The 14359-nt window shown below is 71.0% G+C and carries 10 protein-coding genes; 2 read left to right on the forward strand and 8 right to left on the reverse strand.

The annotated features are described in order from the left end of the window. Positions 1-131: 131 nt before the first annotated feature. Together ACFV9G_RS22545 and ACFV9G_RS22550 are read right to left on the reverse strand one after the other, a co-directional pair. Positions 132-1322: an MFS transporter gene (locus tag ACFV9G_RS22545; RefSeq protein ID WP_378730092.1), complete on the reverse strand. Its 1191-nt coding sequence runs from the start codon at positions 1320-1322 to the stop codon at positions 132-134. A gap of 66 nt (positions 1323-1388) precedes the next feature. Next, positions 1389-2270 (reverse strand): RNA polymerase sigma-70 factor, encoded by an 882-nt coding sequence (locus tag ACFV9G_RS22550; protein WP_378730148.1) that lies wholly within the window; start codon positions 2268-2270, stop codon positions 1389-1391. Positions 2271-2416: 146 nt separating this feature from the next. Here ACFV9G_RS22550 and ACFV9G_RS22555 point away from each other — a divergent pair, with 146 nt between their 5' ends. Beyond that, positions 2417-3160: an NUDIX domain-containing protein gene (locus ACFV9G_RS22555; protein ID WP_378730094.1), complete on the forward strand. Its 744-nt coding sequence runs from the start codon at positions 2417-2419 to the stop codon at positions 3158-3160. 10 nt (positions 3161-3170) lie between these two features. Here ACFV9G_RS22555 and ACFV9G_RS22560 read toward each other — a convergent pair whose 3' ends face one another. The 3 genes from ACFV9G_RS22560 to ACFV9G_RS22570 form a co-directional block, all read right to left on the reverse strand. Continuing rightward, positions 3171-6587: a glycosyl hydrolase gene (locus ACFV9G_RS22560; protein ID WP_378730096.1), complete on the reverse strand. Its 3417-nt coding sequence runs from the start codon at positions 6585-6587 to the stop codon at positions 3171-3173. Positions 6588-6601: 14 nt separating this feature from the next. Beyond that, positions 6602-9796 (reverse strand): family 78 glycoside hydrolase catalytic domain, encoded by a 3195-nt coding sequence (locus ACFV9G_RS22565; protein ID WP_378730098.1) that lies wholly within the window; start codon positions 9794-9796, stop codon positions 6602-6604. A gap of 114 nt (positions 9797-9910) precedes the next feature. After that, on the reverse strand, positions 9911-10840 hold the full coding sequence (locus tag ACFV9G_RS22570; RefSeq protein ID WP_378730100.1) for an EamA family transporter: 930 nt from the start codon (positions 10838-10840) through the stop codon (positions 9911-9913). A 73-nt stretch (positions 10841-10913) separates the two neighbouring features. Here ACFV9G_RS22570 and ACFV9G_RS22575 point away from each other — a divergent pair, with 73 nt between their 5' ends. After that, complete coding sequence (locus tag ACFV9G_RS22575; protein WP_378730102.1) at positions 10914-11855, forward strand: LysR family transcriptional regulator; 942 nt, start codon at positions 10914-10916, stop codon at positions 11853-11855. Here the strand turns inward: ACFV9G_RS22575 and ACFV9G_RS22580 are convergent. The 3 genes from ACFV9G_RS22580 to meaB all read right to left on the reverse strand — a co-directional run bounded on the left by ACFV9G_RS22580 (position 11828) and on the right by meaB (position 14350). Beyond that, a complete protein-coding gene (locus ACFV9G_RS22580) occupies positions 11828-12787 on the reverse strand; it encodes a co-chaperone YbbN (RefSeq protein ID WP_378730104.1) in 960 nt (319 codons plus the stop codon). The two genes, ACFV9G_RS22575 and ACFV9G_RS22580, sit on opposite strands and share 28 nt — an antisense overlap. 23 nt (positions 12788-12810) lie before the next feature. After that, positions 12811-13317 carry a PH domain-containing protein gene (locus ACFV9G_RS22585; RefSeq protein ID WP_160027818.1) on the reverse strand — a complete coding sequence of 169 codons (507 nt, stop codon included), beginning with the start codon at positions 13315-13317 and terminating at the stop codon, positions 12811-12813. A gap of 88 nt (positions 13318-13405) precedes the next feature. After that, on the reverse strand, positions 13406-14350 hold the full coding sequence (meaB, locus tag ACFV9G_RS22590; protein WP_378730106.1) for a methylmalonyl Co-A mutase-associated GTPase MeaB: 945 nt from the start codon (positions 14348-14350) through the stop codon (positions 13406-13408). Positions 14351-14359: the final 9 nt, after the last annotated feature.

Genomic DNA, 14359 nt, shown 5'->3' on the forward strand with positions numbered 1-14359 from the left:
CATCTTGACCGGCTCGCTCGCTTCGCTTCGCGAGACACCGGTCAAGATGCGCCGACTCGGCAGGGTTACTACGCCGCTCCGCTTCGCGAGACACCGGTCAAGATGCGCCGACTCGGCAGGGTTACTACGCCTCACCGCTCGAGAGACGCCAACGCAACCCAGGCAAGCACCCCAGCAACCAGCACGGTCCCAGCAAGAACCCAGTAGAGCGCGTCGTACCCACCCAGCACAGCAGCCAGCCCAGCCCCGACAGCCGGAGCGAGCGCACCCGCAACCCCGGCAGGAGCCGAGTAGACACCGTTGAGCGCGGCGTACCTCTCCGGCCCCCACACGTCGCTGACAACGGTCGCGGAGATGAGCGTGTAGAGCCCGCGGGCGGTGCCGGTGAGCACGGCGACGACGATCATCACCCAGCCGACCGCAGGCAGCAACGGAAGCAGCGCGACGGAGGCGGCGAACCACAACACTGCCCCGATCATCCGGGCCCGGACGCCGAAGCGCCGCGCCAGCATCGGGTAGAACGCCCGCCCGGCAACCTGGCCGGCGCCGCTGAGCCCGAGGGCCCAGGCGGCGGTGGTCGGGCTCAGCCCGTGCTCGACGAGAAAGGGCACCAGATGCACGATCGAGGCGAAGACGACCATCGTGACCAGCGTGCCCGCGAGCGTGAGCAGCACGAACCGACGGCTCCGCAGCACGTCCCGGTCCCGTACGGGTCGGCCGTCCTTGCTCGGCGCAGCCGGTGACCAGGCCAGATCGAGCACCACGACGCTCGGCACGAAGGTCAGCACGACGAAGGCGCCGGCCAGGATCACGTACGTCCATCGCCACTCCACCCACCCCGCGAGCGCATCGGTGAGCGGCGCGAAGATCGTCGAGGCGAAGCCACCGGCGAGGGTGAGCGTGGTGATCGCATCGACCCGCCGGGCACCGAACCAGTGAGTCAGCGCCGCGAAGGCCGGCGGGTAGAAGGTCCCTGCGGTCGAGAGGCCGACCAGCAGCCAGCCCAGCGCGAAGATCCAGTACGAGGGCGCAGCCGCGACCACCAGCAGCGACGCCGCCCCCAGCAGGCTGGCCCCGGCCATCACCCACCGCGGCCCGAAGCGCTGGATGACCCGCCCGACCGGGATGCCTGCCACGGCCCCCACGAGCGTGCCGGCGGAGAACGCGGTGGTGATCGCGGCCGCCGACCACCCGGTGGCGTCGACGATCTGCGGCTGCAGGACGGTGAAGGCGTAGTAGAGGACGCCGTACGCCGCGGTGACGGTCACACAGAGCGTGACCAGCACCGCGAGCAGTGGCCGCCCGTCGACCCGCTGATCCATCGCCAACCTCCAAGCAGCACGTAGGTCGTCACCCTCCCACGCGCCACCTCGGCGCCGACATCGGCCTCAGCGTTCCAGGTGGACCTCTTCCGCGACGCCGCTGAGCTTGGCGGGGTTGCGTACGTAGTAGAGGCTGGTGACCATGCCGTCCTCGACATCCAGGGTGACGACGCCGTCGACCTCGTCGCCGAAGTAGAGCAGCATCCCGGGGGCGCGGTTGACGCTGGTGAGCTCGAACCTGGGGAAGTCGTACTTCGTGGCCAGCCCCGCGAAGAACCGCAGGACCTTGTCGGCGCCGTGGATCGGCTTGCGGGCCGCCTGCACCACACCGCCGCCGTCGGAGAAGAGCACGACATCAGGGGCGAGCACGTCCAGCAGCGACTGCAGGTCGCCGCCGGTCGCGGCATCGCGGAACCGCTCCAGGGCACGGCGCGCCTCGGCCGCCGAGACCGACTCGCGCGGCCGCCGCTCGGCGACGTGGGCGCGCGCCCGGTGGGCAATCTGACGCACCGCGGCCGGCGACTTGTCGACCGCCCCCGCGATCTCGTCGTAGCCCAGCGCGAAGACCTCGCGCAGCACGAAGACCGCCCGCTCGGTCGGCGAGAGCGTCTCCAGCACCAGCAGCACCGCGGTCGAGAGCGAGTCGGCGAGCTCGGCGTCCTCGGCGACGTCCGGTGAGGTCAGCAGGGGCTCGGGCAGCCACGGACCGACGTACGTCTCCTTGCGGCGCGACAGCGTCCGGATCCGGTTGAGCGCGAGCCTGGTCGTGATCCGCACCAGGTAGGCGCGGTGGTCGCGCACCTCCTCCAGCGGCACATCTGCCCAGCGCAGCCAGGTCTCCTGGAGCACGTCCTCGGCATCGGCGGCCGAGCCGAGCATCTCGTAGGCGACCGTGAAGAGCAGGTTGCGGTGAGCAACGAACACCTCCGTCGCGGCCTCGTCACTCATGACCGCGACCCTACCGGCGCCGGGGTCGCCGGGATCCTGAACGTGCTGGGCATCGTCGCCCTCCTGTGTCGTGTCGAGCATCTCGTCAGCATCCAGACACCGACAACCACCGGGCTGTGACAACGCTGGCTCGCTAGGGTTGGGGCGTGAGCGAGCCAGAGACGACGACCGTTGCCGAGGGCGTTGCCCGGATCGAGTGGGCCGCGGGCGAGGCCGTCGACGTCGTACGCCGCGAGGTGGCCGCCGCGCTGCTCACCCACCACCGGGTGGAGGCGCTGGTCGACCCGGCCGATGTCACCGAGCAACGCACCGCGACCTGGTCGGGGCTCCACCGCGAGGGCCTGCTCCGGGGTGTGGCGGGCGGCCAGGACCGGATGCTCTACGCCCGGGTGGCGAGCGACGCCCCGGTGGAGGCTCCCGAGGGATTCCGAGCGCTGCTCAACTCGTTCCTCCCGCGCAAGCGCGCGATCGGGCAGATGCTGGTGCGCGACGCCGAGGAGCGCGTCCTGATGTGCCAGCTGACCTACAAGAAGGACTGGGACCTGCCCGGCGGCATCGTGGAGGTCGGTGAGTCGCCGAAGCTGGCCACCACCCGCGAGATCGAGGAGGAGCTCGCGCTCGTCCTCCCCGCCGGCGATCTGCTGCTCACCGACTGGCTGCCGCCGTGGGGCGGCTGGGACGACGCCGTCTGCCTGGTCTTCGACGGCGGCGTCCACCCGGCCTCGATCGTCGAGCAGACCACTCTCCAGCCGCGCGAGATCCGCTCGGTGGCGTTCTGCACGCCCGACGAGGTCCGCGAGCGGGCCGCCGACTTCACCGCCCGCCGGGTCGAGGCCGCCCTCGCTGCGTTGAGAGGCGGCCCGACCTATACCGAGTCGGGCCGCCCCTAGCTCTGCTACCTCACCTCGAAGGCGTCAGCTGGGCGAGGACCACCGCCTGCGGGCGCAGGCTGACCGGCCCGAGCAGGCCGGACGTCGGCGGGACCTGGTTGGCCTTGCCGCGCTGGTTCAGCAGCGTGTTGGTGACCCGGACCTCGATCGTGTTCGCCCCGGCACGTAGCGCCTCGGTGACGTCGATGACGTACGGCCGCCACATCGCGCGCGGGAGCACGACCCCGTTGACGGTGACCTGCACGATGTCGCGCACCTCGCCGAGGTCGAGCCTCACCCGCCGGCCGGCCAGGTCGGCGGCGGTGACGTCGACGGAGGTGCGGTAGGTCGCGCTCCCGGAGAAGCGGGGGTCGATGGTGGTCCACGATCCCAGCGGCCGGGTCTGCTCCGTCTCGCCCTCCCGCTCGAGCTTCACCGTCCACGGGCCGTCCAGCGCGATCGGCGCCAGCGGGTCGGTCACCGTGGCCTCGCCACGGTAGGTCCGCTGCCCGTCCTTGCCGATGAGAGCCGTCGTCCCGGGCTCGTCGACCAATACGGTCGCCTCGAGCGCCTTCCCCTGCCTGGTCACCGACGTCGCCACCTGATCACCGACCAGGTGCGCGCCTGCCTTGGTGCCCCTCTGGAAGACGACTGCGAGCGTCTCGTAGGGATCCAGCCGCAGCGGCACGGTGGTCTCGTCGCGCCCGCCCTCGTCGTAGGTCGCGGCCACCTCGGTGCTGCCGTCGCGCGGGTCCCAGATCTCCGGCACACCGTCGACCGGAAGGGTCGCCGAGGTGCTGATCGCCTGGTCGCTCTCGTTGTTGACCAGGAACGCGACGTCCCCGTCGCGGCTGGTACGCAGCACCCGCACCGCCGGGGCGGCGGGGCTGAGCGCGGCGGCGGAGACACCGGCGCCGGCCGCCAGCCCACCGAGCGCGTCGACGTCGGACACGACCGCGACATGGCCGTCACCGACCCGCTTCCAGCCGTCGGTGGCTGCGCCGAACAGCGACCGCAGCTCCTTCGCCAGCGCGGCGTCCCTGCCACTGGCCTCGAGCTCCGGCAGCGCCCCGACGGCGGCGACGCGGCCGCCGCTGCGTACGAACTTCTTCAGGGTCTTCGCCGTCTCCAGGTCGAGCACCGGCGTCGTGGGCAGCACGACCATCCGGTAGCTCGCCTTGCCGACCTTCAGCTCGCCGTCGTCGGACCGCGCCTGGAAGCGGGTGCCGGGGTCGCCGGAGAGCGAGCCGTCGCTGAGCAGGTCGAAGTCGACCTGGCCGCGCTCGAGCGCGAACGCCGCCGAGCTGAGGGAGTCGTCGAGCCCGTGCTCGGCGTCGGTGGTGCGGGTCTGTTCCGCGGCCCGCTGCGGCTGCACCAGGGCAGTCTCGGCGAGCGAGGACCCCCGGCCGAGCTCCATGACCCGGCCGATCCACGCGTCGACGTCGCCCATCGCGTCCCAGTAGGTGCTGGCAGGCCCGAACGGGGGCGCGAAGTAGACCTGCTTCTCGTCGGTCCACATCGCGTGCAGAGCGGTGAAGTTGGCTCCGCGCACGGCGAGGGCGCCGATCGTGGCGTGCATGAACTCGGGGGCCACGCCCCAGCCGGAGTTGCCGAAGACCTCCACCAGGGCACGGTCGGCACCGCTCTGGTGCGCCGCCGAGGAGGCGTTGCGCATCAGGGTGGTCTGCTTGCCCGCGGTGTAGTCGGCGGTGATCATGTCGGTGCCGGGGACCTGGGCGTACTGGTTGTTCTTGGTCAGGTCGCCGGTGCTGTGCATCCGCTGCTGCGGGCCCTCCTCGTCGAGCAGCGGGTTGGTGATCAGCTTCAGGCCGTGCTCGCCCATCCACTCGGCCTGGCGCTGGTAGTAGTTGGTCGCGAACGAGTCGTTGACCGCGCGCCAGTACGTCCCGGAATACTGCTCACCGGTGCGGCCGAGCTGGTCGGAGGCGGCGGTGTACGCGACGCCCGGGGTCCCGCCCGCGTCCTCGATCAGGTCGTCGAGACCGTCGGACCAGGCGAGCCGCTTGAAGGGCCACGGCTCGGCCGAGGAGATGAAGGGCTCGTCGTCCCAGAAGCCCGGCACCACCGAGCCCATCGCCCAGCCGAAGCGTCGCAGGTACTCCCCCTGCACCACCTCGAGCAGCCGGTCGGTCGCGTCGGGGTCGAGTAGGTTGAGGTAGCCGCGGTGGTAGCCGCTGGTGTCGTCGACCAGCGTCGTGTGGGCGAAGGTGTCCACCTGCCAGCGCCCGGCAGGCACGCTCCACGACCCGTCCTCGAGACGAGGGGTGAGCTCGACGAGGTCGCCGCCGTCGGTCGAGCCGGCGGGACGGGCCGCGGCCGCGACGGTGTCCTCGAGCCTGACCAGCGGGCCGCCGAAGTCACCGATCGCCTCACTGTCGTCGAAGGTCTTCGACCACAGCGTCGCGCCGGCCGGGTCGGTCACGGCGAGATCGTTCCACTGCACCCGCTGCAGCCCCTCGACGGCATCCTCGATCCCGACGCCGCCGAACTCCGCACTGACCGCGGGAGCACCCGTGGCGTACGTCGCGTCGGTCGCCACCGGCTGGACGGTCTTGTTGATGAGCGGCCGGATCTCGTCACCGGAGACGGTGACGCTGATCGTCTGCTCCCGGCGCCAGGAGAACCCCGGCGTGTTCACGCCGGTGGTCAGCCGGGTTCGCGAGTCGCCGTCGAGGCGCCAGACGCTCGCCTTGCCCTTGACGTCGACATCGACGAGGTAGCCGCGGCTGCCGTCCTCGGAGGCGCGTACGACGAGCTGGGCTCCGGAGGCGGTCAGGGTGACCTTGCCGGTCACTGTGTAGTCGTCCCAGCCCGCGCCGGAGCTGATCGGGTGCGCACCCTCCCGGATGGCCCCATCCACGACGAGGCGACCGGCCTCGACGCTGAGGCCGCTGGACTCGGCGGGGTCGATCGTCGCCGGGCCCTCGACGACCCGGGTCGAGCGCTGCAGCGCCTTGAGGCGCAGCTCGGGGCTCGGCTCGTACGTCTTGTCCCCGACGGTGCCGCCGTTGGCAATGATGCCGCCCGCCTTGCCGCTGGGGAAGTTGCTGTCGTTGAACAGCCAGATCCGCATCCCGGTGCGCTGTGCCTCCCGCAGGACGTGCTCGACGATGTCGAACCAGGCCTCGGTGAAGAACGCCGGCTGCATCTTGTCGCCGCCGTAGGGGAAGAGGACCGCCTCATAGACGCCCTTGTCACGCATCTCCGCCATCTGCGCGTCGACGACGTCCGGGGTCACGTTGCCCGTCCAGTACCAGTAGAACGCCGGGCGGCTGTCCTTCGGCGGGTCGGCGAAGGCCGCCGGGTCGAAGCCCCGGGCCTCGCTCGAGGCCTGGCTGGCCACCGCGGGATCGGCGGGTACGGTGCCGAGCGCGAGCGACGTCGCCAGGGCCACGGTGCCGGCGAGCATGCCGGTGAGTCTGATCATGGTCGTTGACTTCCTTACTCGGAGACGAACGTGTAGGTGCCGGTCCCGACCTCGAACTCGGCGAACCCGGCGACGGTCGAGGTGACCTTGCGGGCACCTCGGGGCGCGCTGACCCGCTGGCCCTCGGCGACGGGCACCCGGACGGTCGCGGTGGTGTTCGGCGGGATGGCGGCGGTGAGCCGGACCGTGTCGTCGGACCGGACCCAGGAGCTGGAGATCGTGCCCCGGACCGACTCATAGGAGGACGCGGCCGACTCGACGTCGCCGACGAGCGCGGGCTCGATCACGACCTTCTTCCAGGCCACCGAGCCCTCGGCCTGGCTGATGCCGGCGACCCCACCGGTGAACCAGGAGTCGATCGCGCCGAGCATGTAGTGGTTCTGCGAGGCACCGGAGCTGGTCCAGCTCTCCGGCAGCGAGGTCGCACCGGCGGCGAGGAACTTGCCGTAGCCGACCCCGTCGTTGCGCTGCACCCAGTCGTGGAGCACGTCGTCGAGCCGTTCCCGGGAGAGCAGGTCGACAGCGGCGTACAGGCCCACCTCACCGACGACGATGTGGTCGTCGGCGGCGCGGATCTGCTGGACGAACCTGTCCAGCACACCGGCACGCAGGTCGGTCGGGACGAGGTTCTCCTGGAGCGCCAGGGCCTGGCTGGCCTGGTCGCCGTTGCCGTAGAGCCCGGTCTCCGGGTGGTAGAAGGTCGCCTGGAAGGCGGTCGCCACCTCCCCTGCCTTCTTCTCGTACGCTGCCGCGTCACCGTCGCGCCCGAGGGCGGCCGCGATCCGGCTCATGTGGGTGAGGATGCGGTGGTAGGCCCAGGTCTGGGTCAGCGGCGCCGGCGTGGCCGGTGAGGCCGGGGTGATCCAGTCACCGAGGCCGCCGGAGACGATGCCGTTCGTCGAGATCGAGGCCAGGTAGTCGGCGTACTCCACCATCTGCGGCCAGTGGGCGCGCATGGCACTGTCGTCGCCGTACCACTGGTAGATCTGCCAGGACGACACCGCGAGGGTCGCGCCCCAGTTGGCGTCGTGCCGGAAGGCCCCGGCGAAGAGGGCGTCCTCCGGTGCCGTGGTCGGGATCAGCCCGTTGCCCTGCTGGGCGTCGACGACGTCCTGCAGCATCTTGCGGTAGTGCGCCTGGACGTCGTAGCCGTAGGCGAGGGTGTCGAAGACCAGGTTGGTCTGGTCGAGCCAGCCGAGCTTCTCGCGGTGCGGGCAGTCGGTGAAGACGGAGTACATGTTCGACTGCACCGAGCGGTCGATGATCTTGTGGATCCCGGTCATCTGGGCGTCCGAGGTTGTGAACGATCCGACCGCCCGGTCGGTGGCGCGCAGGACCTTTCCTGTCACCGACTCGGCGGTCGGCGGGGTGGTCAGGCCCTCGACCTGGAGGTAGCGGAAGCCGTGGTAGACGAATCGCGGCGTGAACGTCTCCTCACCGGTACCGGCCAGGGTGAACCGGTCCCGGATGTCGCCGCCGACGCTGCCCTGGTCGACGGTGCCGTCGGCCTTGAGCTTCTCGGCCGGGCGCATCGTGATCGTCGTCCCGGCCGGTCCGCTGGTCGTCAGCTGCTGCCAACCGGCGAAGTTGGTGCCGAGGTCGAAGACGTACGTCCCTGCCTTCGGCTCCTTGACGGCGACGGTCTCCAGGGTGTCGACCTCGCGGATCGGCGGGCTCTGCTGAGCCACCAGCTCCGGGTCGCCTGCCGGGGCGCCGATGTCGACCGCGTCGAGCCAGCCGGCACGGTCCGCGCCGGGCTCGTTCCAGGCGCCGAGGTCGCGCCGGGCGTCGTGGTCCTCGCCGCCGTACCAGTTCGAGAAGGTCACCTCGCCGAGGGCCGTCTTGAACGAGGAGCCGGTCGCGACCGTCTGGCGCCGGCCGTCGCGGTAGGTGATCTCGAGCTGTCCCATCGCCCGCGGGGCGCCGTGCCCGGCGGCGGCCTTCATGTAGCGCTTGGGGATCTCGGGGGTGTTGAAGACGTTGTAGATCCCGTTGCCGAGCTCGATCCCCCAGGTGTTGCTGCCCTTGCGGAGCAGTCCGGTGACGTCGTAGGTGGCATACGGGACCCGCGCGCTGTGCTCGGTGTTGCCGGGCTGCAGCAGGTCCTTCGAGACCGGGCGCCCGTTGAGCGAGGCGTCGTAGACGCCCTCGCCGGTGACGTAGAGGCGCGCGGAGGCGACGTCACTGCGGGCGGTGAAGTCCTGGGCCAGCACCGGCAGCGCCTCCGGGGCAGTGTGCAGGTTGGAGATCGCGGTGACCTTGGTCCGCGGCCCCACCTTGGTGAACGCCACGCCGTCGGCGGAGACCGAGGCCTGGAAGTCGCGGGGGAAGTTCGGGGTGGTGCCGTAGTCGCTGGGCGCGTCCCACAGCGAGTAGAGGCGGACCGTGTCGATCGCCGTCGGCTCGCCGAGGTCGATCGTGATCTCGATCGGCTGGTCCTGGACGTCGGTCTCGGGGTGGTAGTCGCTGCGGTAGCCGCGAGGGTCGTCCGCGGTGGTGACCTTGCCGTCGGTCAGGTAGGCGGGGTCCCACACGCCCGGCTCGGAGTTCTCCTCGGAGACCGTCACGGTGGCACCCTCGGCCAGGTTGGCCCCGTCGGCGCCGTTGGTCACCTCGATCTCGCCGAGCTCGAGGCGCGGCTTCCAGTCCGGGTCGTCCAGCGGCTCACCGGGTCGGCCGAGGTCGACCACGGTCAGGCGTACGTAGCGGGTCTCCTGCGCGCCGATGCTGACGTCCTGGTGGAGCGGCTCCGCCCAACGTCGGTCGGTGATCCACTCCCCCTGCCAGTCGGACTCGTCGAGCAGGCCCATCTCGAAGGAGGCGGGCCGGCTCCACTCGCTGGCTCGGCCGGCGGCGTCCCACACGCGGACCTGCCACAGCGCCTCGTCGCGAGAGGCGAGGCGGTCGCCGGCGTAGGACGTCGCCATCACGGCCGAGCGGACCCGGCCGCTGTCCCACAGGTCGGGGCGGCCGAGGCGGCCGCGGGTCGAGGCGACGCGGACCTGGTAGGCCGTCTGCCGGGCGACGCCGGCACCGTTGCGCCACTGCAGGTCCGGGGTCAGGTCGTCGATGCCGATCGGATCGCTCACTCCTCCGACGCTGAGCCGCACCGGGGCGGCCACCTCGTCGGACGGGTCGCTCGCCACCGCCGCGGACGGCATCAGACCGACGGCTGACGCCACGAGCGCAAGGCTCACCAGGGCTCTCATCGCACCTCCTGAAACGATTCAATTCCTACGGAGGTTCAGTATGTCTCACGTCACACCTATGACGGGAGTCACAACAGCAGACTGGCCGCATGCGGCCACATCCGGCCGAGCCCGTCAGCGACGCTCGCTCTCGACGAGGTCCGGGAGCGGCGCGGCGACCCCGGACGACCGGGGCAGGCGCACGACTCCCTGGGCGACCAGCGCCCCGATCACCAGGAGCGCGCCACCGGCGAGCTCGCCGGCGCTCGGCACCTCCCCGAGCAGCAGCCACGCCGAGCCGATCGCGACCGGCGGCACCAGCAGGATCCACGGCACCACCGACGACGCCGGGTGCCGCGCGAGCAGCGAGTTGAAGATCCCGTAGCCGACGAACGAGGCCAGCACCACCGTGTAGACCGTGGACACGAGCGCCTCCCAGCCGAAGGCGGCCACCCCTTCACGGATCCCCTCCGGCCCGTCGAGAACCAGGGAGAGCGCCAGCAGCGGGAGCGGCACGACCAGGGCCGACCAGACCGTCAGCGAGAGCCCGCCGGGCACCTTCGCCGCCCGGGAGATCACGTTGCCGATCGCCCACGACAGCGCGGCGAGCAGGCACAGCAGGAGTGCCACGACCGGCACGTGCCCACCGCGGCCCAGCGCGACGACCACGAGCCCGAGGGCACCCGCGACGACGCCGACCACCTGCATGAGGGTCGGCCGCTCGCGCAGCACGCCGGCAGCGATGACGATGGTGAGCACGACCTGCGCCTGCAGCACCAGGCCGGCCAGCCCGGGCGGCATCCCGGCAGCCATGCTCGTGTAGAGCAGCCCGAACTGACCCAGACTCATGAAGGCCCCGACCGCCGCCACGACCCGCCACGACACCTTCGGGCGCGGAAGCAGGAAGACCGCCGGGAACGCGACCAGGAAGAACCGCACCGCGACCAGGAGCAACGGCGGCACGGTCTGCCCGTCGCGCGGCGCCAGACCCCAGTCGATGACGACGAAGTTGAAGCCCCACAGGACGGCGACGAGGACGGCGAGCAGCGAGTCACGACGGTTCACACCATCAACGATGACCCCCAAGACAATGAAGCACCAGCGAATGATTCTTCATTCGATGACGTAATATTCCTTCATGATCGATCTCGCCTCGCTCGTCGCCCTGCGCACGATCGACACCCACGGGTCGGTGGTCGCGGCCGCCGACGCCCTGGGCTTCACGCCTAGCGCCGTGTCGCAGCAGGTCAAGCGGCTCGAGCGACAGGTCGGCGTACCTCTGCTGGAGCGGATCGGACGCGGCGTCATGCTCACCCACGCCGGCCGGCATCTGGTCGACGAGGGCTCACGGCTGCTCGCCGACATGGAGTCGCTGGAGTCCGGGCTGCACGAGCAGGCCACCACCGTGGCCGGGCGGCTGCGGCTGACCGCCTTCTCGACCGCGATGCGCGGACTGGTCGCGCCGGTCGCGGGCGAGCTCCGCATCGCCCATCCCGAGCTCGCCCTCACCCTCTCCGAACGCGAGCCGTGGGACACCGTCGACCTGGTCGCGACCGGTCACAGCGAGATCGGCGTCGTGCACTCCTGGGGCGACGTGCCGCTGTCCATCCCCGACCATCTCGTCACCACCGAGCTCCACCGCGACATCGCCGACGTGATCGCCCATCGCGACCATCCGCTGGCCCAGCTCGCCAAGGTGACCCCGCACGACCTCGTCGCCGAGGACTGGATCGCGACTCCGGAGGGCACGATCTGCCGGCAGTGGCTCAACCGGATGTACGCCGGCACCGGCGGGCTGCCACGGATCGCGCACGTCTCGATGGAGTTCGACAGCCATCTGGCCCTGGTGCGAGCCGGGCTCGGGATCGCACTCGTCCCCCGCATGGGGCGAGCAGCGCTGGGGGAGGACCTGGTCGCCGTACGCGTCGTCGACCCGGTCCCCACGCGCGAGATCCTCGCGCTGCACCGGCGCACGATGGCCGCCTCACCGGCGGTCACCGCGGTGCTGTCGGCGTTGGTTGCCCAGAACAGAGCCGATCAGAACAGGGCCGATCAGAACAGGGCCGAGGCCAGCGACTGACGGCCCTTGAGCACCCGCTCGTCGTCGTTGCCGACCGCGGCGAAGAGGCCCAGCAGGTGCTCGCGCGCCTTGTTGCGCTCATCCCCCGACGTACGCCGCACCAGCTCGACCAGCCGGAGGAAGGAGTCCTCCACGTGGCCGCCGAGCAGGTCCAGGTCGGCGACGAGCGTCTGCGCCTCGACGTCGTCGGGCGCGGCCGCGGCGGCGGCACGAGCGGCGTTGAGGTCGACCCCCTGCGTACGCTGCAGCACCTTGGCCATCGCCAGGCCGGCGGCGGCCTCGGAGTCGGCGGGGTTGGAGGCGATCAGCTTCTCGTACTCGGCCACGGCGGCGTCGATGTCACCGCGCTCCAGCGCGTCCTGGGCCGGGGCGTAGCGCGGATCCATCGCCGGCTCGTCCCCGTCCTCGGTCGCCACGGCACCGCCGAGGGCGTTGGGCTTGTGCCGCCCGCCGATCCCCTGGGTGGTGAGCTGCTGCCCGAGCTGCTGGAAGACCGTACGCAGCTCCTCGAGGTTGAGCGCGCCCGGGATCGGCTGGGTGACCGGCCGACCGTCGAGCAGGATGTAGAGCAGCGGCACCTGGGGCACCTGCAGCGCCTGCGCGATCTGCGGGTTCTTGTCGATGTCGACCAGGCCGAGCAGGAAGCGGCCGTCGTACTCCTCCACGACCGCCGAGACGTCGGCCGCATAGGTGACGCTCTCGGGAGCGCGGGAGGCCGAGTAGAAGACCAGCACGACCGGAGCGGTCATCGACGCCTCGAGCACCGACTGGAAGATCTGCTCGTCGACCTCGACGGTGTAGGAGCCGGCACTTCGCCCCTGAGCGGGAGCCGCATCGGCCGGACCGCCGAAGGGGGCGTCCGGTGCGGGCGTGGTGCTGGCGAGCCCGGAGAGGTCGACGGCTCCGGGACGGGAGAACGGCTGCTGCGTCATGGGGGCAATCCTATGAGGACGGTCTAACCGACGCTGCCACGGAGGCCCGCACGCTGGACGACACGCTGGATGGTCAGGTCTCGCTCGTTCGGCCGACCGACGAAGTAGATGTTGTTGAGGCCCTGCTCCTGGGCGGCCGACTCGAAGACGAAGTGGCCGTAGTTGAAGATCTGGCCGGTGAACGACTGCTTCACGGTGATGTCGAGAACTCGCGCCAGCGGCATGGTCGCCAGCTCGCTCGAGAGGACACCGTGGACGCGGAAGATGCGCATGTTGGTGACCACGAACCGGTCCCGACTGACCACCAGCGCCCGCCAGAACGCGTGCCCGACCAGCGCGAACGCGAGCAGCACGATGATCCAGGCGACGTTCATGTCGATCGTCGCCGCGACGATCATCAACGCCAGCCCGAGGATCGCCTCGCCCACCGGGCGCAGGTAGGAGACCCAGTGATGGGTGACCTCGTCGACGACGACCTCACCTTCGTCACGAAGAAGGTGCTTGGAGATGTCGACACCGAAGAGGTTCACACAGGCCACGATAGTGACTCCGCAGAACTCGTGGCGAGAGAACAGGCCGTACGCCGGGACAACTCCCGCCGAAAGCGCGTCCCCAGGTCTAGTCGTCGAGGAGCACGTCGGCCGCGGCGTACGGGTCACGTACGCCCTTGACCACCTCGGCCGCCAAGGTGTCCAGGTCGCCGGAGGAACCCACGGTCGTCCACCTCGCGCGCAGGGTCTCGACGGCGATGGCCTCGACCTCGGCCCGGGCCCGACGCGTACGCCGCAGCTCCAGCGTCCCGCTGGAGCGCAGCCACTCGCGGTGCTCGTCGAGCGCGTCGACGACCTCGGCCAGGCCCTTGCCGGCCTGAGCGACGGCGGTGAGGACGGGTGGGTTCCAGGCCCCCTGAGTGCGGTTGGTCAGGCGCAGCATCCCGCGCAGGTCGCGCTGGACCTTGGTCGCGCCGTCGCGGTCGGCCTTGTTGACGACGTAGAGGTCGCCGATCTCCAGGATCCCGGCCTTCGCCGCCTGGATGCCGTCACCCATCCCGGGCGCGAGCAGCACCACGGTGGTGTCGGCGAGCCCGGCGATCTCGACCTCCGACTGGCCGACGCCGACGGTCTCGACCAGCACGACGTCGAACCCGGCCGCGTCGAGCACCCGGATCGCCTGCGGAGCCGACCAGGCCAGGCCGCCGAGGTGGCCCCGGGAGGCCATCGAGCGGATGAAGACACCCGGGTCGGTGGCGTGGTCGGTCATCCTGATCCGGTCCCCGAGCAGTGCACCACCGGAGAACGGCGAGGACGGGTCGACGGCCAGCACCGCGACGGTGCGCCCCTCGGCGCGCAGCTCGCGGACCAGTGCGGAGGTGGTGGTCGACTTCCCCACCCCGGGCGCGCCGGTGAGCCCCACGATGTGGGCGTGCCCGCAGTGAGGCGCGAGCGCGGCCATCACCTCACGGAGCCGCTCTCCCCCACCGACCGGGGCGTTCTCGACGTACGACACCAGCCGCGCGACCGCCCGGGGCTCACCGCCCCGGGCGCGCGCGACCAGGTCGCTCACATCATTGAT

The organism is Nocardioides sp. NPDC059952 (genome assembly GCF_042730435.1).
Taxonomy (GTDB): domain Bacteria; phylum Actinomycetota; class Actinomycetes; order Propionibacteriales; family Nocardioidaceae; genus Nocardioides.

Coding starts and splice junctions, on each gene's coding strand:
- ACFV9G_RS22545 (WP_378730092.1), bottom strand. CDS start 1,322: ATGGATCAGCGGGTCGACGGGCGGCCACTGCTCGCGGTGCTGGTCACG.
- ACFV9G_RS22550 (WP_378730148.1), bottom strand. CDS start 2,270: ATGAGTGACGAGGCCGCGACGGAGGTGTTCGTTGCTCACCGCAACCTG.
- ACFV9G_RS22560 (WP_378730096.1), bottom strand. CDS start 6,587: ATGATCAGACTCACCGGCATGCTCGCCGGCACCGTGGCCCTGGCGACG.
- ACFV9G_RS22565 (WP_378730098.1), bottom strand. CDS start 9,796: ATGAGAGCCCTGGTGAGCCTTGCGCTCGTGGCGTCAGCCGTCGGTCTG.
- ACFV9G_RS22575 (WP_378730102.1), top strand. CDS start 10,914: ATGATCGATCTCGCCTCGCTCGTCGCCCTGCGCACGATCGACACCCAC.
- ACFV9G_RS22580 (WP_378730104.1), bottom strand. CDS start 12,787: ATGACGCAGCAGCCGTTCTCCCGTCCCGGAGCCGTCGACCTCTCCGGG.